This window comes from Ruegeria sp. AG6 (genome assembly GCF_056541565.1).
Genome location: NZ_JBQFYQ010000005.1, coordinates 74,921 through 93,975, shown reverse-complemented (window position 1 = coordinate 93,975; position 19,055 = coordinate 74,921). Strand labels below are relative to the sequence as shown.

Annotated in this window: 18 protein-coding genes; 8 read left to right on the top strand and 10 right to left on the bottom strand. The window is 57.6% G+C overall.

The genetic code is table 11. The features are described 5' to 3' along the window. Positions 1-11: 11 nt before the first annotated feature. The 3 genes from ACR0I0_RS12630 (at position 12) to msrA (ending at position 1,639) form a co-directional block, all read left to right on the top strand. Positions 12-416 (top strand): DUF1810 domain-containing protein, encoded by a 405-nt coding sequence (locus tag ACR0I0_RS12630; RefSeq protein ID WP_171724165.1) that lies wholly within the window; start codon positions 12-14, stop codon positions 414-416. Between the two features lie 79 nt (positions 417-495). Further along, positions 496-777 carry an SCP2 sterol-binding domain-containing protein gene (locus ACR0I0_RS12625; protein WP_152459599.1) on the top strand — a complete coding sequence of 94 codons (282 nt, stop codon included), beginning with the start codon at positions 496-498 and terminating at the stop codon, positions 775-777. Between the two features lie 259 nt (positions 778-1,036). After that, entirely contained in the window at positions 1,037-1,639 is a 603-nt protein-coding gene (gene msrA / locus ACR0I0_RS12620) for a peptide-methionine (S)-S-oxide reductase MsrA (RefSeq protein ID WP_480491790.1), read from the top strand. Here the strand turns inward: msrA and ACR0I0_RS12615 are convergent. Both ACR0I0_RS12615 and ACR0I0_RS12610 read right to left on the bottom strand, forming a co-directional pair. After that, positions 1,636-2,508, bottom strand: a complete 873-nt coding sequence (locus ACR0I0_RS12615) for a ribokinase (protein ID WP_480491666.1) — start codon at positions 2,506-2,508, stop codon at positions 1,636-1,638. The two genes, msrA and ACR0I0_RS12615, sit on opposite strands and share 4 nt — an antisense overlap. A 3-nt stretch (positions 2,509-2,511) precedes the next feature. Further along, positions 2,512-4,767, bottom strand: a complete 2,256-nt coding sequence (locus ACR0I0_RS12610; protein ID WP_171724010.1) for an NADP-dependent malic enzyme — start codon at positions 4,765-4,767, stop codon at positions 2,512-2,514. 161 nt (positions 4,768-4,928) lie between these two features. Between ACR0I0_RS12610 and mutS the strand changes: the two genes are divergently transcribed. Further along, positions 4,929-7,544, top strand: a complete 2,616-nt coding sequence (gene mutS, locus ACR0I0_RS12605; RefSeq protein ID WP_480491788.1) for a DNA mismatch repair protein MutS — start codon at positions 4,929-4,931, stop codon at positions 7,542-7,544. A gap of 58 nt (positions 7,545-7,602) precedes the next feature. On the opposite strand, the gene ACR0I0_RS12600 is transcribed toward mutS, so the two are convergent. Then, the gene (locus ACR0I0_RS12600) at positions 7,603-8,166 is read right to left on the bottom strand and encodes a nucleotide exchange factor GrpE (protein WP_171116719.1); all 564 of its coding nucleotides are present in this window, start codon (positions 8,164-8,166) and stop codon (positions 7,603-7,605) included. 10 nt (positions 8,167-8,176) lie between these two features. Further along, on the bottom strand, positions 8,177-9,241 hold the full coding sequence (hrcA, locus tag ACR0I0_RS12595) for a heat-inducible transcriptional repressor HrcA (protein ID WP_152459604.1): 1,065 nt from the start codon (positions 9,239-9,241) through the stop codon (positions 8,177-8,179). A gap of 112 nt (positions 9,242-9,353) precedes the next feature. Between hrcA and rph the strand changes: the two genes are divergently transcribed. From rph to ACR0I0_RS12575, 4 genes are read left to right on the top strand one after another with little or no spacing between them, the layout of a single operon-like run. Continuing rightward, a complete protein-coding gene (gene rph, locus ACR0I0_RS12590; protein WP_171635367.1) occupies positions 9,354-10,067 on the top strand; it encodes a ribonuclease PH in 714 nt (237 codons plus the stop codon). Continuing rightward, positions 10,064-10,678: an RdgB/HAM1 family non-canonical purine NTP pyrophosphatase gene (gene rdgB, locus ACR0I0_RS12585; RefSeq protein ID WP_171635366.1), complete on the top strand. Its 615-nt coding sequence runs from the start codon at positions 10,064-10,066 to the stop codon at positions 10,676-10,678. Before rph ends, rdgB begins: the two co-directional genes overlap by 4 nt. Then, the gene (gene hemW / locus ACR0I0_RS12580; RefSeq protein ID WP_480491664.1) at positions 10,668-11,822 is read left to right on the top strand and encodes a radical SAM family heme chaperone HemW; all 1,155 of its coding nucleotides are present in this window, start codon (positions 10,668-10,670) and stop codon (positions 11,820-11,822) included. Before rdgB ends, hemW begins: the two co-directional genes overlap by 11 nt. Positions 11,823-11,824: 2 nt before the next feature. Further along, positions 11,825-12,178 (top strand): YbaN family protein, encoded by a 354-nt coding sequence (locus ACR0I0_RS12575; RefSeq protein WP_480486181.1) that lies wholly within the window; start codon positions 11,825-11,827, stop codon positions 12,176-12,178. On the opposite strand, the gene ACR0I0_RS12570 is transcribed toward ACR0I0_RS12575, so the two are convergent. Genes ACR0I0_RS12570 through rho form a run of 6 tightly spaced genes read right to left on the bottom strand, consistent with a single transcriptional unit; the run spans position 12,168 to position 18,968 of the window. Then, positions 12,168-13,064, bottom strand: coding sequence for a ParB/RepB/Spo0J family partition protein (locus tag ACR0I0_RS12570; protein WP_171635364.1), 897 nt, complete (start codon positions 13,062-13,064; stop codon positions 12,168-12,170). The two genes, ACR0I0_RS12575 and ACR0I0_RS12570, sit on opposite strands and share 11 nt — an antisense overlap. A 20-nt stretch (positions 13,065-13,084) precedes the next feature. Further along, entirely contained in the window at positions 13,085-13,888 is an 804-nt protein-coding gene (locus ACR0I0_RS12565; protein ID WP_152459610.1) for a ParA family protein, read from the bottom strand. After that, a complete protein-coding gene (gene rsmG, locus ACR0I0_RS12560; protein ID WP_480491786.1) occupies positions 13,881-14,498 on the bottom strand; it encodes a 16S rRNA (guanine(527)-N(7))-methyltransferase RsmG in 618 nt (205 codons plus the stop codon). Before rsmG ends, ACR0I0_RS12565 begins: the two co-directional genes overlap by 8 nt. Next, positions 14,498-16,366, bottom strand: a complete 1,869-nt coding sequence (gene mnmG, locus ACR0I0_RS12555) for a tRNA uridine-5-carboxymethylaminomethyl(34) synthesis enzyme MnmG (RefSeq protein WP_480486184.1) — start codon at positions 16,364-16,366, stop codon at positions 14,498-14,500. The genes rsmG and mnmG overlap by 1 nt, the downstream gene beginning before the upstream one ends. 12 nt (positions 16,367-16,378) lie before the next feature. Continuing rightward, entirely contained in the window at positions 16,379-17,665 is a 1,287-nt protein-coding gene (mnmE, locus tag ACR0I0_RS12550) for a tRNA uridine-5-carboxymethylaminomethyl(34) synthesis GTPase MnmE (protein WP_171724003.1), read from the bottom strand. A 31-nt stretch (positions 17,666-17,696) separates the two neighbouring features. Further along, positions 17,697-18,968, bottom strand: a complete 1,272-nt coding sequence (rho, locus tag ACR0I0_RS12545) for a transcription termination factor Rho (RefSeq protein WP_171635359.1) — start codon at positions 18,966-18,968, stop codon at positions 17,697-17,699. Positions 18,969-19,055: the final 87 nt, after the last annotated feature.

The following is a 19,055-nucleotide window of genomic DNA, read 5'->3' as shown; positions in this document are numbered from 1 at the left end:
ACGAACTGGAAATGTTCATCGAAGCGCAGGATACGGTCTGGGCCGATGTCCTGCGCGAACTGGAACAGGGGCAGAAGACCAGCCATTGGATGTGGTTCGTTTTTCCGCAACTGGCCGAGCTGGGCCAATCGCATATGGCGCAGCTTTACGGCATCGAAGATCTGGATGAAGCCAAGCGCTATCTGAACCACCCGGTACTGCGCCACCGTCTGACGCAAGCGGCCTCGTTGATGTTGCTGCATCAGGGGCGCGACGCCAGCGACATACTGGGCGGGGTTGACGCGAAAAAGCTTCGCTCTTCGATGACATTGTTTTCCTCGGTGGCAGATGCTCCGGCCGAGTTCCAGGCCGTTCTTGACGCTTTCTACGATGGCGAGCCGTGCGCGCGAACCGTTCAGAGCCTTGGCGCATCGTGATCGGAAGTTCCAGTCGGGTCAGCCTTGCCTGTTCGATACCTGACGTTTTACGCATTCGGTAACTGCGAAAGGAACCCGGATGCTTCAGCATATCGCCGACGAAATTCAAAAAGGCCTGAACGGCAAAACCTTTGACGGCTCATTGAAATTCGATTGTGGCGAGGACGGCGTGATTGTTCTGGCCGACAGTCAGGCATCGACACAGGACCAGGAAACGGATTGCACGATCCGCATCTCGCAGGACAACCTGACCAAGCTTCTGACCGGAAAACTGAACCCCATGACAGGTGTCGCTTTGGGCAAGCTCAAAATCTCGGGCAATATGGGCGTTGCGATGAAACTGGGGCAGCTGCTGGGTTAAGCCGAAGGCAGGTTCACCGCGGAATTCCACCTCGCCGGGGCGCCCTGTCCCTCCGCCAAGACGGCCTGCGCAAGCTGTTCCACTGACATCCGCCGCCGATAAACTTGCCTCACCAGACCGTGACATCAGATGTCATGCAATTGAATGTCATTCGGGTTCGGGTCACCTTGGTGCCGAAAGGAGACCCGACATGTCACGAACCGCTTTTCTGGAAGCCTTCAAGCCGGCCATTCTTTTCACCCTGATCACGTTGGCTGCGATGTTGCGCGCTCTGCCCGCCCCCGCGGCAGGGGCCGAAACGCTGACAGTTGCAGGGGGCTGTTTCTGGTGTGTTGAGTCCGATTTTGAATCGGTACCGGGCGTTGTCGGGGCTGTGTCGGGCTATACCGGCGGCAATTCGGCCAACCCCACCTATGATCAGGTCTCCAAAGGTGGCACTGGCCATTATGAAGCGGTTCAGATCACTTTCGATCCGGCCCGGGTGTCACGTGAAACGCTGCTGAACATGTTCTTCCGCTCGGTTGACCCAACGGATGCCGGTGGTCAGTTCTGCGACCGGGGCGACAGCTATCGAACCGCAATTTTCGTCTCTAACCCGGGCGAAAAGGCGTTGGCGGAACAGGCGAAGAAAGACGCAGAGCGGGCATTGGGCCAAAAGGTGGTCACCCCGATCCTGAACGCGGGCACGTTTTACCCTGCCGAGGCCTATCATCAGGATTACTACAAAGGGAACAAGCTGATCTTTACCCGCTTTGGGCCGAAACGTCAGCAAAACGCCTATAAAGCATATCGCAAAGCCTGTGGCCGTGACGCGCGTGTCAAACAGCTTTGGGGTTCAGATGCGCCTTTCTCCGGCTCTTAATCGAAGGACGCGCCGCGCACTTCTCTCAGATCGGGAATGACATCCGCAGTCCCGTGCCGCGTGACCATCAGGGCAGCGGCGCGGTTCGCTTGCAGAATGGCCTGTTCCATCGGCATTCCCCGATCCATTCCAGCCAGCACGTAGCCGGTAAAAGTATCACCTGCCCCGGTGGTATCCACGGCCTGCACCTTGTGGGCCGAAAATTCCACCGGGTCATTGCCCTGCTGCAAATACCGGGCACCTTTTGAGCCCAGCGTGACAATGACATGCCGCACGGGCAGGTCAGCCGCACCCACCCCGGTTTCCTGCCGCAATTGTTCGGCCTCGATCTCGTTCAGGATCAGGAAATCCAGATAGGGCAGAACCGCCTGAACCGCCTGTGCCTGAAACGGTGCAGCGGCATAACACACGGTCAATCCAAGTTTGCGCCCGAATTGCGCAGCTTCGACCTGTGCGTTGGTTTCATTCTGCAAGATCAGCAGATCACCGGTGCTTGCCGATGACAGCGCCTGCCCCAGATGGCTGATATCCAAAGCATGGTTGGCCCCCGGATAGAGGATGATCAGGTTCTCACCCTCGGCGTCCACCGCAATGATCGCGTGCCCGGTCGGCAGATCCACCTCAGAGATATAGCGTGTGTCCACACCATATTCCGTCAGTCGATCCTTCGCCCAGCGCCCATCATGCCCGACGGCACCGATATGGCTGACGCGTGATCCGGCCCGCGCAGCCGCCACTGACATATTGGCACCTTTCCCGCCAAGAAACCGGTCCAGCCCGCGGGCGGCCAGAGTTTCCCCTGGCGCAGGCAGATGCGGCAAGTCATAGACCATATCCGCGTTGATCGAGCCGAGGTTCCAGATTGTCATGGGTTACCCGATGTCGCACGAGGCCAGAATGGCCATGTTCAGAATATCGTTCGCGGTCGAGACGGTCGAGCAAATCTGAATCGGCTTGTCGACGCCCGACAGGATCGGCCCGATCACGGTGGCACCGCCCATTTCCTGCATCAGCTTGGTCGAGATGCTGGCCGAGTGCCGTGCGGGAACGATCAGGATATTCGCCGGACCGGTCAGACGCGAGAACGGATAGGCCGCTTGCTGTTCGACGTTCAGGGCGACATCCACCGTCATTTCACCCTCGTATTCAAAGTCGACGCCGCGCTGATCCAGAACAGCCGGGGCGCGGTGCATCTTTTCAGCACGTTCTGACACCGGATAGCCAAAGGTTGAGAAGCTGACAAAAGCCACGCGCGGCTCCAGCCCCATATGCCGGGCAACTGCGGCCGAACGTTCGGCAATATTCGCCAGATCGTTTTCGTCGGGCCATTCATGTACCAAAGTGTCGCCAATCAGGACAATCCGACCTTTATGCAGCAAAGCTGTCACTCCGGCGGCACCGTTGGCGGCATCGGCATCAAACACATGGTTGATCCGGTCGAGCACATGCGCGGACTTGCGGGTTGCGCCAGTGACCAGACCATCACCATGCCCATGGGCCAGCATCAGCGAGGAAAACACGTGCCGGTCCCGTGCGGCCAGACGGTGAATATCTTTACGGTCAAAGCCCTTACGCTGCAAACGCTCATAAAGGAAATTCGAATAGGTCTCGAGATGCGCGGTGTTGGCCGCATTCACGACCTCGATTTCACGCACAGCGTCGCCCAGGCCCGTGGCTTCTAGTTTGGTCTTAACATCGTCTGGCCGACCAACCACAAGCGCCTTGCCGAAACCTGACCGCTGATACATGACCGCTGCACGCAGCACGCGGGGATCATCGCCCTCAGCAAAAATCATGCGGCTTTGCGCCTGTCGCGCCCGGGCGTTCAGCCCGCGCAGGATGCTGGCGGTCGGGTCCATCCGGGATTTCAGACTCAGCTCATACGCGTCCATGTCGATGATCGGACGGCGCGCGGCACCGGTGTCCATCCCCGCCCTGGCAACAGCGGGCGGGATACGGTGGATCAGGCGCGGGTCAAACGGCGTGGGGATGATATAGTCCCGCCCAAAGGTCAGCGACTTGCCATAGGCCATGGCGACCTCATCCGGCACATCCTCGCGCGCCAGATTTGCAAGTGCGTGGGCACAGGCGATCTTCATCTCATCATTGATGGCACGGGCATGAATGTCCAACGCACCGCGGAACAGGTAGGGGAAGCCTAGAACATTATTCACCTGGTTTGGATAATCGCTGCGCCCGGTCGCCACGATGGCGTCCACACGGACCTCGTGCGCTTCTTCCGGGGTGATTTCCGGATCGGGATTGGCCATCGCAAAGATGACAGGATTGTCAGCCATGCTGGCAACCATATCCTGCGTGACCGCGCCTTTCACCGAAACGCCCAGGAACACATCCGCGCCCTTCATCGCGTCTTCCAATGTGCGCAGGTCGGTTGTGATCGCATGCGCCGACTTCCACTGGTTCATTCCCTCAGTCCGGCCCTGATAGATCACGCCCTTGGTGTCGCAGACGATGCAGTTTTCATGGCGGGCGCCCATCGCCTTGAGCAATTCGATACAGGCGATTCCTGCCGCCCCGGCCCCGTTCAGAACGATCTTCACATCCTCGATCTTCTTGCCCGAGATATGCAGAGCGTTCAGCAGACCCGCCGCGCAGATCACCGCTGTTCCATGCTGGTCATCATGGAAGACCGGGATGTCCATCTCTTCCTTCAGGCGCTGTTCGATGATGAAACATTCGGGCGCCTTGATGTCTTCCAGGTTGATGCCGCCGAAGGTCGGCCCCATCAGTCGAACCGCTCGGCAGAACTCATCCGGGTCTTCGGTGTCCAGCTCGATATCGATCGAGTTCACGTCGGCGAACCGTTTGAACAAAACGGATTTCCCCTCCATCACCGGTTTCGAGCCCAGTGCACCAAGGTTGCCAAGACCTAGCACCGCCGTCCCGTTCGAGATCACAGCGACCAGATTGCCCTTGTTGGTATAGTCATACGCGGTTTCCGGCGCCTCGGCGATGGCTTCACATGGGACAGCCACACCGGGGCTGTAGGCCAATGACAGATCCCGCTGCGTGGTCATCGGGACGGTGGCCTGCACCTCCCACTTGCCGGGGGTCGGGTCGAGGTGAAAGGCCAGCGCCTCTTCTTTGGTGATCTTCGCTTTGGGCATCGGATATGTCGTTTCTTTACATCTGTTGGGCTTTTGCCTCATAGCGCAGGCAAAGGCGCGTCTCAACGACAATACGTTTTCACCTTTCGTCGCAGGGGCCGGGTTTGTAAGGTCGCGCCGGAATACGCCAGAGGGGAGCAGCCTTGTCCAACGTCACGCCGATGATGGCGCAATACCTGGAAATCAAAGAGGCCCACGCGGATGCCCTGCTGTTCTATCGCATGGGCGATTTCTACGAGATGTTCTTTGAGGATGCCGTGAACGCCGCCGAGGCGCTGGACATCGCCCTGACCAAACGCGGCAAACACTACGGAACTGACATTCCAATGTGTGGCGTGCCGGTTCACGCCGCCGAAGGGTATTTGCTGACACTGATCCGCAAAGGGTTCCGCGTCGCTGTCTGCGAACAGATGGAAAGCCCCGCTGAAGCGAAGAAAAGAGGCTCTAAATCAGTCGTAAAGCGCGATGTCGTGCGACTGGTGACACCCGGTACGCTGACCGAGGATGCCCTGCTGGAAGCCCGTCGTCACAATTTTCTGGCTACCTATTCCGAGGTGCGCGACGAGGCCGCGCTGGCTTGGGCAGATATCTCAACCGGGGCGTTTCACGTGATGCCATTGACCTCGGTCCGGCTGAGCCCCGAGCTGGCCCGGCTGGCCCCATCCGAGCTGATCGTGGCCGACGGAATGGAACAGCCTTTGCAGGAAACGGTACGAGATCTGGGAATTTCGCTGACACCAATTGGACGAGCCAGCTTCGACAGCACTGCGGCGGAAAAACGCATCTGCGGATTGTTTCATGTGAATGCTCTGGACGCGTTCGGGTCCTTCGGGCGCGCAGAAGTATCGGCGATGGGTGCCTTGATTGACTATTTGGAGATTACTCAAAAAGGCAAACTGCCCCTGCTGCAAACACCACTCAAGGAATCCGAGGACCGTGTTGTGCAAATCGACGCCGCCACGCGTCGCAATCTGGAACTGACTCGATCCCTGTCCGGCGGGCGCGCCGGATCGCTGTTATCCGTGGTGGATCGTACTGTCACGCCCGGCGGCGCACGGTTGCTGGAGCAGCGCCTGTCCAGCCCTTCGCGTACCCTCGATGTTATTCACGGACGGTTGGACGCGGTCAGTTTTGCCGCTGAAGACAGCCTGATCGCATCGGACCTGCGCGAGGCTCTGCGCAAAACTCCCGATCTGGACCGCGCCCTGTCGCGCCTGTCGCTGGACCGAGGCGGCCCGCGCGACTTGGCCGCCATCCGCAACGGGCTGGCGCAGGCGCAGGCAATTTCCGAAATCTGCGAAGGTCAGGACCTGCCGGTGCTGCTGGCGACTGCGGTGCAGAACCTTGTGGGCTTTGACGATCTGCTCGACCTGCTGGATCAGGCGCTGGTCGCCGACCCGCCGCTGCTGGCGCGCGATGGCGGCTTCATCGCGCCGGGTTTCGACCCCGAACTGGACGAGGCACGCACCCTGCGGGACGAAGGCCGCTCGGTCATTGCCGGGTTTCAGCGGAAATATGCCGAACATACCGGCATCGCCTCGTTGAAGATCAAGCACAACAACGTGCTGGGCTATTTCATCGAAACCACGGCCACCCATGCCGAGAAGATGCTGAACCCGCCATTTTCCGAGACCTATATCCATCGTCAGACCACCGCCAACCAGGTGCGGTTCACCACGGTTGAACTCAGCGAGATCGAAACCCGCATCCTGAACGCCGGCAATTTGGCATTGGAGATCGAGAAGCGGCTCTATCAAAGGCTTTCTGACAAAATTTTGGCGCAGGCTGCCCGCATCAATCAGGCCGCGCGCGGGCTGGCCGAGCTGGACCTAACCACCGCGCTGGCCGATCTGGCGCGGGGCGAGAACTGGTGCCGCCCGCTGGTGGACGGATCGCGCGCCTTCGACATCGTCGCGGGCCGCCACCCTGTGGTCGAGCACGCGCTGCGCCAGCAATCGGGCGATGCCTTCATCGCCAATGACTGCAACCTCAGCGCCGAGGACGGCGCCGCCATCTGGTTACTTACCGGTCCGAACATGGCCGGTAAGTCGACCTTTCTGCGCCAGAATGCGCTGATCGCCCTGTTGGCCCAGATGGGCAGCTACGTCCCGGCCGAGCAGGCGCATATCGGCGTGGTCAGCCAGCTTTTCAGCCGCGTAGGCGCGTCCGACGATCTGGCGCGGGGCCGGTCGACCTTCATGGTCGAGATGGTGGAAACCGCCGCCATCCTCAACCAGGCTGATGACCGGGCGCTAGTGATCCTGGACGAAATCGGGCGTGGCACCGCCACCTATGACGGCCTGTCCATCGCCTGGGCCACGCTGGAACATCTGCACGCCGCCAACCGCTGCCGCGCGCTTTTCGCCACGCATTACCACGAGCTGACCGCGCTGGCCGGTAAACTGGAAGGCGTCGAAAACGCCACCGTCGCGGTCAAGGAATGGGACGGCGAGGTGATATTCCTGCACGAGGTCCACAAGGGCGCCGCCGACCGCTCCTATGGCGTGCAGGTCGCGCAATTGGCCGGGCTTCCCGCATCCGTGGTCGAACGCGCCCGCGTGGTTCTGGACCAGTTGGAGAAAACGGAACGCGAGGGCGGCAAGCAGAAGGCGCTGATCGACGATCTGCCGCTGTTTTCCGCCTCACCGCCCCCGCCGCAGCCGGTCCCGAAAGCGTCGCCAGTCACCGATATGCTGGACCAGATCCTGCCGGACGAACTGACCCCGCGCGAGGCCCTCGATCTGATCTACAAACTGAAAGAGGCGGCCAGATCCTGACCGCCCCTTCATCTTTTCCCAAATACTCTCGCCGAAGGCACGCGCCCTTGGGCGCGTTTCAGCTTGCCGGGGTTGACGACACGCCCACCTGTGCCGGGCGCAGCAGACGATCGTGCAACATGAACCCTTCGGCGGACACCTGAATGATGTCTCCTGCCTTGGTTCCGGGGACAGGCGCCTCGAACATGGCCTCATGCACGTTCGGATCAAACCGGTCGCCCACTTCGGGTGTGATCACTTCGATTCCGTGCTTCTGGAACACGTCCTTCAAGGCGCGCATGGTCAATTCGACGCCTTCCAGCAAACCAGCAGCCACTTCTTTCTGCTCATCCGTCGCAGCTTCCAGGGCGCGCTTCATGTTGTCATAGACGGGTAGCATATCGCGGGCCAGCTTGGATCCGCCATACTGTTCCGCATCGCGGCGCGCCTTGTCGCTGCGCTTGCGCATGTTTTCGGCATCCGCCAGCGCGCGCATGAACTTGTCTTTATAGTCATCCCGTTCGGCCCGCAGCGCGTCCAGTTCCAGTTCTTCTTCACTGATATCCATCAGCTCTTCGGCCAGCTCTTCGGCCTCGGCGGTTGCGATATCGTCCAGAAAATCTTCATTCTTCGGCTCTGCCATCTTTTACCCTCTAGCTCCGGTCGGATATCAGCTTGCCGACCAGTTGCGCCGTATAATCCACGATCGGTACGATCCGCCCATAATTCAGACGTGTGGGTCCGATGACCCCCACCGCACCGATTATCTTTCGATCAGCGTTCATATAAGGAGACACCACCAAAGAGGAACCCGAAAGTGAGAAAAGTTTGTTCTCAGACCCGATAAAAATGCGCACACCCTCGCCTTCCTCGGTCAATTCAAGGAATTCGGCGATGTCTCGCTTGCGTTCAAGGTCATCGAACAGGGTGCGGATGCGGTCAAGTTCCTCGGCCTGACCGGGTTCGTTCAAAAGATTCGCGCGCCCGCGCACGATCAAACGGGCCGAGTCGCTTCCGTCTCCGTCCCAAACGGCCATTCCGCTTTCGACCATCTCACGGGCCAGAGTGTCGATTTCCTGCTTGCGCGCATCGATCTGCGTCTGCATTTGCCGCCGCACTTCGCTGAGTGTCCGTCCCTCGATAAGTGCGTTCAGGAAGTTCGCGGCCTCGCGCATGGAACTGGGTGTTTGCCCAGGCGGCGGCGTGAACAGCCGGTTTTCCACATGTCCGTCCGAGAAAACCAAAACCACCAAAGCCCGATCATGGCCCAGAGAAACAAATTCGATATGTTTGATTTCCGATTCATGCTTGGGCGTCAGAACCAGCGAGGCCCCTTGTGTCACGTTAGACAAGGCAGAGCCGACACGGTCCAGCATTCCACCAACATCACCCGTGTTAGAGCCTAATGTCTGCTCCAGTTTCTGCCGGTCATCGGCACCCAGGTCACCGACCTCAAGCAATCCGTCCACAAACATTCGCAGGCCTTGCTGCGTCGGGATTCGGCCGGCGCTGACATGGGGGCTATCCAGAAGGCCCAGAAACTCCAGATCCTGCATCACATTGCGGACAGTTGCAGCGCTGACTTTTTCTGACAACGTACGCGTCAAAGTACGGCTGCCGACGGGCTCTCCGCTTTCCAGATAGCTCTCGACAATCAGCCGGAACACTTCGCGTGACCGGTCGTTCATCTCGTCCAGAATCTTGCTCGCTTCGCTCATCCGTGTTCCCCTGCTCGTTCGTCATTAAATAGCAGGCAAATGAAAGGTCAATCGGGGTTGCATCGTAACGCTGCGGGGCGTTATCCCCAACCCAGCAAACAAAGGAATTCCGATGCGACCCTCTGGAAGAGATTTAAGTGAAATGCGTGCCGTTTCAATCGAGACGGGAGTCACGAAACATGCCGAAGGTTCCTGCCTGATCAAAATGGGCGACACCCATGTTCTGTGCACCGCTACGATCGAAGATCGCGTGCCGCCGTTTATCAAGGGCTCGGGCCTGGGATGGGTCACAGCCGAATACGGCATGCTACCCCGTGCCACCAATACGCGGATGCGGCGCGAGGCGGCCGCGGGCAAACAAGGGGGCCGCACGGTCGAAATCCAACGCCTGATCGGCCGCGCCCTGCGCGCCGGTGTGGATCGAGTTGCATTGGGCGAACGTCAGATCACCGTGGACTGCGATGTGATTCAGGCCGATGGCGGCACTCGCTGCGCCTCGATCACCGGCGGTTGGGTTGCGCTGCGTCTGGCGGTGAACAAGCTGATGAAAGCGGGCGATGTAATCTCGGACCCCCTAGTGGACCCTGTAGCAGCTGTGTCCTGCGGAATTTACGCCGGTCAACCGGTTCTGGATCTGGATTACCCGGAAGACAGCGAAGCCGGCGTCGACGGCAACTTCATCATGACCGGATCCGGCAAACTGATCGAAGTGCAGATGAGCGCCGAAGGCTCGGTCTTCAGCCGCACCCAAATGGATCAACTGATGGATCTGGCGGAAAAAGGCGTTTCCGAACTGGCGGCCGCGCAAAAGGCCGCCACCGCATGACCCGCAAGTTCGACGGCGACAGATTGCTGGTCGCCACCCACAACAAAGGCAAGCTTGAGGAGATGACCCATCTGCTCGAGCCCTTTGGCGTGACGGTCGTGGGCGCGGCCGAGATGGACCTGCCTGAGCCGGAAGAGACTGAAGACACATTTGTCGGCAACGCCCGGATCAAGGCCCACGCCGCCGCACAGGCCACCGGACTTCCCGCCCTGTCGGACGATTCCGGGATCACGATCGACGCGCTGAACGGCGCGCCGGGTGTATACACGGCCGACTGGGCCGAAACCGGAAATGGCCGCGATTTTCTGATGGCCATGACTCGCGCCCATGATGAGCTCGAAGCAAAAAACGCGCCGCACCCTCGCACGGCCCAATTCCGCTGCACTCTGGTTCTGGCCTGGCCCGACGGGCACGACGAAGTGTTCGAAGGCGTCGCGCCCGGTCATCTGGTCTGGCCGATCCGCGGCAAGGATGGGTTCGGCTATGACCCGATGTTTGTCCCCGACGGCTACGACATTACCTTTGCTGAGATGGATCGCTGGGAAAAGAACAAGATCAGCCATCGCGGTCGCGCGGTGGAAATGTTCGTGAAAGGCTGCTTTGGCGGATGATTGGCGCAACGGGGGCTTTGGCCTGTATGTGCATTGGCCCTTTTGCGAGGCCAAATGCCCCTATTGCGACTTCAACAGCCATGTTTCAAAAAATATCGACCAAAAACAATGGCTTAGATCATATCTGTCCGAACTCAAGCGATCTGCTGCCGAAACGCCCGACCGGGTTCTGAACACGATCTTCTTTGGCGGCGGCACCCCGTCACTGATGGCGCCCGAGACCGTGGCCGCCGTGATCGACACCGCCCGCGCCCTGTGGCGGCCCGCCAATGACATGGAAATCACGCTCGAGGCCAATCCCGGTTCGGTCGAGGCCGGGCGGTTCGCCGCCTATCGCGATGCGGGCGTGAACCGGGTTTCGATGGGCATTCAGGCAATGAATGACGAAGACCTGAGGCGGCTGGGTCGCATCCACACCGCGGCAGAGGCCCGCGCCGCCTTTGACATCGCCCGCAACTGTTTCAACCGGGTCAGCTTTGACCTGATCTATGCGCGCCAACACCAGACACTGGACGCCTGGCAAGAGGAACTGACCCAAGCGCTATCGATGGCCATCGACCACCTGTCGCTCTATCAATTGACGATCGAAGACGGGACGGCCTTTGGCGATCGATACGCCGTCGGTAAGTTACGCGGCTTGCCCGAAGATGACAGTGCCGCCGACATGTATCTGGCCACACAGGAAATCTGCGAAGCACATGGCTTGCCGGCCTATGAAGTTTCGAACCATGCCCGACCGGGCGCAGAATCGCAGCACAACCTGATTTACTGGCGGTATGGCGACTATGTGGGCATCGGCCCCGGCGCCCATGGGAGGATTACCCTGAATGGTCGGAAATACGCGACCGAAACCTATCTGAACCCCCAGCGTTGGCTTGATGCCGCGAATCAATGCAATGGTGAAAAGAACCGCAGCGCATTGCCCCTTGAAGATCAGGCAAATGAATACCTTATGATGGGTATGAGAATTACTGAGGGACTAGATATGGACAGGTGGCAAGCCTTGTCTGGCCGCTCTCTTCCTTCTGAAGCCATAGATCATTTGACCGACATCAACATGGTTCGGCGCAGCAACGGGCGCCTCATCGCCACATCAGACGGGCGCGCCGTATTGAACGCAGTCATCCGGGAGCTGTTGGACTGAGCATGCAGTATCTTTGGGCCGGACTGGGATTGCTTTGTGTTGCTATGGCGGCTGTTGGAGTTGTCCTGCCCCTTCTTCCAACGGTGCCTTTTCTTCTGCTTGCCGCGTTTTTCTTCGCCCGCTCATCCTCGCAGCTGCACAATTGGCTTGTGACCCATAACCTTTTTGGGCCACTGATTCTTGATTGGCAAAGTTCCGGTGCCATTCGACCAGCCGCAAAAAAGGCGGCAACCGTCTCGATCGCCGCCGTTTTTGGACTCTCTGTTTTGTTGTCAGCACCGCCTTTTGTGTTGATCATTCAGGCGGTTGTGCTGGGCGGTGTCATGATCTTTATCTGGTCACGGCCTAACGGCTGAGCTTGGCGCACAAGTCGTCCAGCTGATCCAGGTTTTCGTAGGTCAGAACAACTTGTCCCGTTTCCGTTCCGGCCTTGTGATTGATTGAAACTTTCATCGCCAGGATCGCGGACAGGTCTTTTTCCAACGCACGTGTGTCTGCATCCTTTCCAGCATCCAGATTTCTGGAGCGCGGCGCAGAACGCTCGGCAGTGCCTTGCTGCTGTTTTTTGACCAGAGCCTCGGTTGCGCGTACCGACAAGCCATCCTTGACGATCTGTTTCGCAAGTTCCGACGGATTTTCCGCCGTAATCAGCGCCCTGGCGTGGCCCGCAGATAATTTTCCTTCAATAACAAGGGTTTGAACATCCAACGGCAAGGACAGAAGCCGCAAAAGATTTGCGATGTGGCTGCGGCTTTTACCCAGGGCCTCGGCGAGCTTTTCCTGTGTGTGACCAAACCGGTCCATCAACTGCTTGTAGCCGGCGGCCTCTTCCACCGCGTTCAGATCCGCGCGTTGGATGTTTTCGATAATCGCAACTTCCAACACTTCCGTATCATCGAATTCACGCACAATCACCGGGATATCATGCAGCTGCGCCATCTGTGCCGCGCGCCAACGGCGTTCCCCCGCGACGATTTCGTATTCATCGGACCCCGTCGAGCGAACGATCAACGGCTGAATAATACCTTTTTCCTTAACCGACGCTGCCAGCTCGTCCAACTGCTCGGGCATGAATGTCCTGCGCGGCTGGTTGGGGTTGGCTTTCAGCTTTTCAATCGGGACTTTCAGATCCGGTCTGCGTGCATCCGTTGAAATCCGGCCTTCTGATTCAGGATTCACATCCGCCATAAGGGCAGACAACCCCCGCCCCAAACCTCTGGACTTTGCTTTCTTGGCGCTCATGTCGCCCTCCTCGTTCCCGCTCAGGCAGCGGTCTTATTGTTCTTGTGCAAGATCTCACGAGCAAGATGCCGATAGGCCATGGCCCCAAGCGATCCCGAGTCATATTGCAAAACAGGCAGCGCATATGACGGCGCTTCGCTGACCCGCACATTTCTGGGTATCTTCGTTTTAAAGACCATCTCACCCAGATTGTCACGCGCGTCCTTTTCAACCTGACGGGACAAGTTGTTGCGGTTGTCATACATGGTCAACACAATACCTTCGATTCTCAGATCTGGATTCGCCGTTTGGCGGACCTCTCGAATCGTCAGCATCAGCTGTGAAAGCCCTTCAAGAGCAAAGAACTCGCTCTGCAGCGGAACAAGCACCGAATGCGAAGCAACCATTGCATTCACGGTCAACAAGTTTAAGGATGGCGGGCAGTCAATAAGCACGAAATCCAGTTCAAACGCATCTATGGCTGGCTGCCTCAAAGCATCATGCAAAAGATAGCTGCGTTTTTCGTTGGAGATCAGTTCAATATCGGCGGAACTCAGATCAACGGTCGCCGGAACAACGAAAAGACCTTCGATTTCAGTCTCCTGAACGACGGCTTCCAATGGCGCGTCGTCGAGGATCAAATCATAAGTTGTCCAGTCTCGATCTTCGACACCCAAACCTGTCGAAGCGTTCCCCTGCGGGTCAAGGTCAACCACCAGCACCCGACACCCGGATTCGGCCAATCCTGCTGCAAGGTTGATCGCTGTGGTTGTTTTTCCGACCCCGCCCTTCTGATTGGCAACAGCAATTATCCGAGGCCCTGAAGGTCGAGACAAATCAACCACGTGATACTCCATTTATCTTAAGGATAACGGCTTGAGGTTCAGTTAAACTTGTAATCGCCTCAGCCTCGAAATTCCATTCCTCACGTGCGTCTTCCAGCTCTTTTTTCCAATTTGCGCCTTTGGGCAACAACGCTGTCCCGTTGGTGTGTAAATGCCTGTCACAAAAGGACAACAGGGTGCGCAAGTCAGCCAATGCTCGAGCAGAAATTATGCTTGCAGCCAAAGGATCAACCGATTCAATCCTTTTTGAGATCACCGTGCATTTTATGCCGCATTCCCGCGCAACACTGCGCAAGAAAGCTGATTTCCGCTGGTCGCTCTCGATCATATTGAATGCGGCGCCTGGGTTTTCTTCCGCAGCGATGATGGCGCAGACCATACCAGGGAATCCGCCTCCGCTGCCCAGGTCTGCCCAGGTGTCAAAACTGTCAGCGCACCGATAGACTTGCACCGAATCAAGTATATGCCGATCCCAGATATGCTCCAAACTGTTCTTAGACACGAGGTTGATCTTAGAATTCCAACGCTTCACCAGATCAACATAGGTCACGAGGCGATCGAATGTTTCACGTGAAACATTCAGGTCTTCAAACTTCGAATAATCAACCATCATGCCTGACGAGCTCTTTGATCCCGGCGCAGTTTTGCCAGAACGAGCGTCAGCGCTGCCGGAGTAACGCCCTCGACACGGCTTGCCTGAGCGATATTGGCGGGTTTCGCCTGCGACAGCTTCTGTTTCATCTCCGAAGACAGGCCGTCCAAGGCAAAATAGTCGAACTCATTCGGGATAACATAGGATTCATCCCGCTTCATTGCTTCGACATCCCGCTTTTGTCTGGCAATGTAGTTGGCATACAAGGCGTCCCTCTCGATTTGAAGCCTGATCTTTGGGTCAACGTCCTGCAAATCAGGAACGAGAGGCAACAAATCTTCAAATGAGGTATCGGGAAACGCCAGAATTGCCATCCCATCCCTTCGGTTTCCGTCCTGATTAACGTTTATACCGGCAGCGAGAACTTCCTTAGGCGTATAAGTGCGTTCCGTCAGCTTTGACTTCACACTCTCAAGTTGGTTCATTTTATCTTCGAACTGAACCTTGCGCCCTTCTCCGACGCACCCCAATTCCAAACCAAGCGGAGTCAGCCGTTGATCAGCATTGTCGGCACGCAGAGATAGCCGGAACTCCGCGCGTGACGTGAACATGCGGTAAGGTTCGGCAACTCCTCGAGTTGTTAAATCGTCGATCATTACGCCAATATAACTGTCGGATCGTGTAAAATGGATAGGCTCCCGCCCTTGGGTCTCTAACGCCGCGTTGAGTCCGGCCACCATGCCCTGAGCCGCAGCTTCCTCATATCCTGTGGTCCCATTTATCTGGCCCGCTAGATATAGTCCGGGAACAGCCGGCAAGGATAAAGAAGCACTCAGGACGCGCGGATCAACATAGTCGTATTCGATTGCATATCCCGGTTGCAGAATCTCTGCATTTTCCAAGCCTTTGATCGACCGCACGTAGTCCAGCTGAACATCCTGGGGCAGAGATGTCGATATGCCGTTCGGATAGATTGTGTGGTCGTTGACCCCTTCGGGTTCAAGGAAGATTTGATGCGATTCCTTGTCGGCGAAGCGTACGATCTTGTCTTCGATCGAAGGGCAGTAACGCGGGCCTACCCCATCGATGTGACCGCCATACATGGCAGATTTCGAAAGATTCGCCGCAATGATCTCATGAGTTCGCGCATTTGTATGCGTAATTCCACAAGAAATCTGGGGCGCGACAACGGATTTCGACATGAAAGAAAACAGGGTTGGTTCATCGTCGCCGTCCTGCCTTTCAAGATCGGACCAATCAATGCTCCGCCCGTCCAGACGCGGTGGTGTTCCGGTTTTCAATCGCCCCATGGGAAGATCGTATCCATCCAACCGCTCAGCCAGTTTGATGGAAGGCCGATCCCCCATTCTCCCTCCTGGGCGAGACACGTCACCGATATGGATGACGCCCCTTAGAAACGTACCGGACGTCAAAATAACGGCACGCGCGGAAAGTTCTGATCCATCGGAAAGAACAACACCTGCAACCTTTTCGCCGTTCATCAGGAAATCGACAACCTCGCCGACAACGACGGACAGGTTATCCTGCTTCTCCGTTACCTGTTGCATGGCAAGACGATAAAGGGCGCGATCCGCCTGCGCTCTCGGCCCCTGAACGGCGGGCCCCTTTCGACGGTTCAATAATCGAAACTGAATGCCCGCCTGATCCGCCACCCGACCCATGACGCCATCCAAAGCGTCAATCTCACGCACAAGATGGCCTTTCCCCAAACCGCCAATCGCTGGATTGCAGGACATGACGCCAATGTCCGTTGCGGACAGCGTCACCAGCGCAGTTGTAGCACCCATTCTGGCAGATGCATGAGCGGCCTCGGTTCCGGCGTGACCTGCGCCGATGACGATGACATCAAACTTCGAATGTTTCACGTGAAACACTCCTTATTTTCCCAAACAGAAGCTGGAGAAGATTTCATCCAGCAGAGTTTCCACGTCAATTCTGCCCACCAAGGATTCAAGGGCGCGTATGGCGGTTCTCAGCTCCTCTGCCGCTATATCATACAGGTCTGGGCCTGATTCCAGAACCGAGATTGCAGATGTGAGTGAATCCAATGCTCTGGTAATTGCAATGCGGTGACGTTCCCGAGTTGCAATACCATGGGTAGTGGTTCGTTGGCGCAAAACACACGATATCTGGTCTACTAACGCATCTATTCCCTGGCCAGATTTCCCTGAAACACCCTTTTCCCCGATCCCTCTAAGATCTGCTTTGGGCAAAACATGTATATCATCTTCCCGCATCTCCACCCCCAGGTCCTTCGGTGTTTCAGACAGGAAAACGCGAAGGTCGGCGGCCTCTGCTCTGCTGCGCGCAAGCTCGATACCCAGGTTTTCGACATGATCTTCGGTCTCTCGCAGGCCTGCCGTATCCAGCAAGGTCACCGGTAAACCAGCCAGATCCATTCGAACTTCGATCACATCGCGCGTGGTCCCGGCATATTCCGAAGTAATGGCCGCCTCACGGCCTGCCAAAGCATTCAAAAGAGTGGATTTTCCCGCATTTGGAAGGCCGACGATCGCAACCTCGAACCCTGTACGAATTCGCTCGGCAATCTTGACGCCATCTGCTTCGCGATGAAGGTCCGACATGACGCCTTGGATCAGCTCGCGCACTTCCGGCGTCACATCGGTTGGAACTTCTTCATCAGCAAAATCGATGACGGCCTCCAACAGGGACGCAGCCCGTATCAAATCCCGACGCCACCGTTCAGCCAACGTGCCCAGCTCGCCCGCCAGAATGGTCTGAGCCTGCTTACGTTGTGCTTCCGTTTCTGCATCGATTAGATCGGCCAGGCCTTCGACCTGAGTCAGGTCCATCTTGCCGTTTTCCAGCGCCCGTCGTGTGAACTCACCCGGTTCAGCGATGCGCAATCCTTCCGTATCCGACAGGCAACGCAGAACGGCGTTAACAGAGGCGGTGCTTCCATGAATCTGAAGCTCGGCCACGTCCTCACCGGTAAAACTGGCCGGGGCCTGGAAGGTCAAGACCAATCCGTCGTCCAAACGTGCTCCGCCATGATCGGTCAGAGTGCGCAGGACCATGCCACGCTTTGGCAGCGCACCACCCGTCAGGCGCGCCGCAGCTGAATGAGAGTCCGGACCCGAGAGGCGGATGACCGCCACCCCGGCTTTGCCCTGCGCGCTGGCCAAGGCGAATATCGTATCCATTCGAAGGCCTCGCTAGAGTTAAAGACCAGTGTCAGGTGTTCATGGAATCGAAGAATTCGCTGTTTGTCTTTGTCTGCTTTAACTTGGACAACAAGAACTCGATTGCGTCGGTCGTGCCCATCGGGTTGAGGATACGCCGCAGAACGAAGGTCTTGGCCAGATCGCCCTTGTCGACCAAAAGATCCTCTTTCCGCGTGCCGGATTTGAGGATGTCGATGGCCGGGAACACACGCTTGTCCGCGATCTTGCGATCCAGAACGATTTCCGAGTTACCAGTACCTTTGAATTCTTCAAAGATGACCTCGTCCATCCGGCTGCCGGTATCAATCAGTGCGGTTGCGATGATCGTCAGCGAGCCACCCTCTTCAATATTCCGCGCCGCGCCAAAGAAACGCTTGGGCCGTTGCAGGGCGTTTGCGTCCACACCACCGGTCAGAACTTTACCCGAGGATGGGACCACTGTGTTAAATGCCCTACCAAGTCTTGTGATCGAATCAAGAAGAATGACAACATCTCGTTTATGTTCGACCAAACGCTTGGCTTTTTCGATGACCATTTCCGACACAGCCACGTGGCGCGTCGCGGGTTCATCAAAGGTCGAGGATACCACCTCGCCCTTCACTGAACGCTGCATGTCGGTGACTTCTTCCGGGCGTTCGTCGATCAGCAGGACGATCAGGTAGCATTCCGGGTGGTTGCGCTCGATCGAGTGCGCGATGTTTTGCAGGATCACCGTCTTACCGGTGCGCGGCGGCGCCACGATCAACGACCGCTGGCCCTTGCCGATCGGCGCGACCAGGTCGATCACCCGTGCAGACTTGTCCTTTATGGTCGGATCCTCGATCTCCATCTTCAGCCGCTCATCCGGATAAAGCGGCGTCAGGTTGTCGAACAGGATCTTGTGCCTGGCCTTTTCCGGGTCTTCGAAGTTGATCTTGGTCACCTTTGTCAGCGCGAAATAGCGCTCATTCTCATCCGGGGCTTTGATCTCGCCTTCCACGGTATCCCCTGTCCGCAATGAGTGCTGGCGGATCATCTCGGGTGAGACGTAGATGTCATCCGGGCCGGGCAGATAGTTCGCCTCGGGCGAGCGCAGGAAGCCGAATCCGTCCTGAAGCACTTCAAGCACGCCATCGCCACCAACGGTCCAGCCTTCATCGGCGCGTTCACGCAGGATCTGGAACATCATCTCGCCCTTGCGCATGGTCGAGGCGTTTTCGATCTCCAGCTCTTCGGCCATCGCCAGAAGGTCTTTGGGGCTTTTGGCTTTCAGGTCAGCAAGATTCAGGGATTCGGTTGTCATGATATATACCTTCACCGCTGACAGCGCGGCACGAAGTGGAATTTCAGTATGGAAGATACGCCGCCCGGACGGGCGTGTTGACCCCTA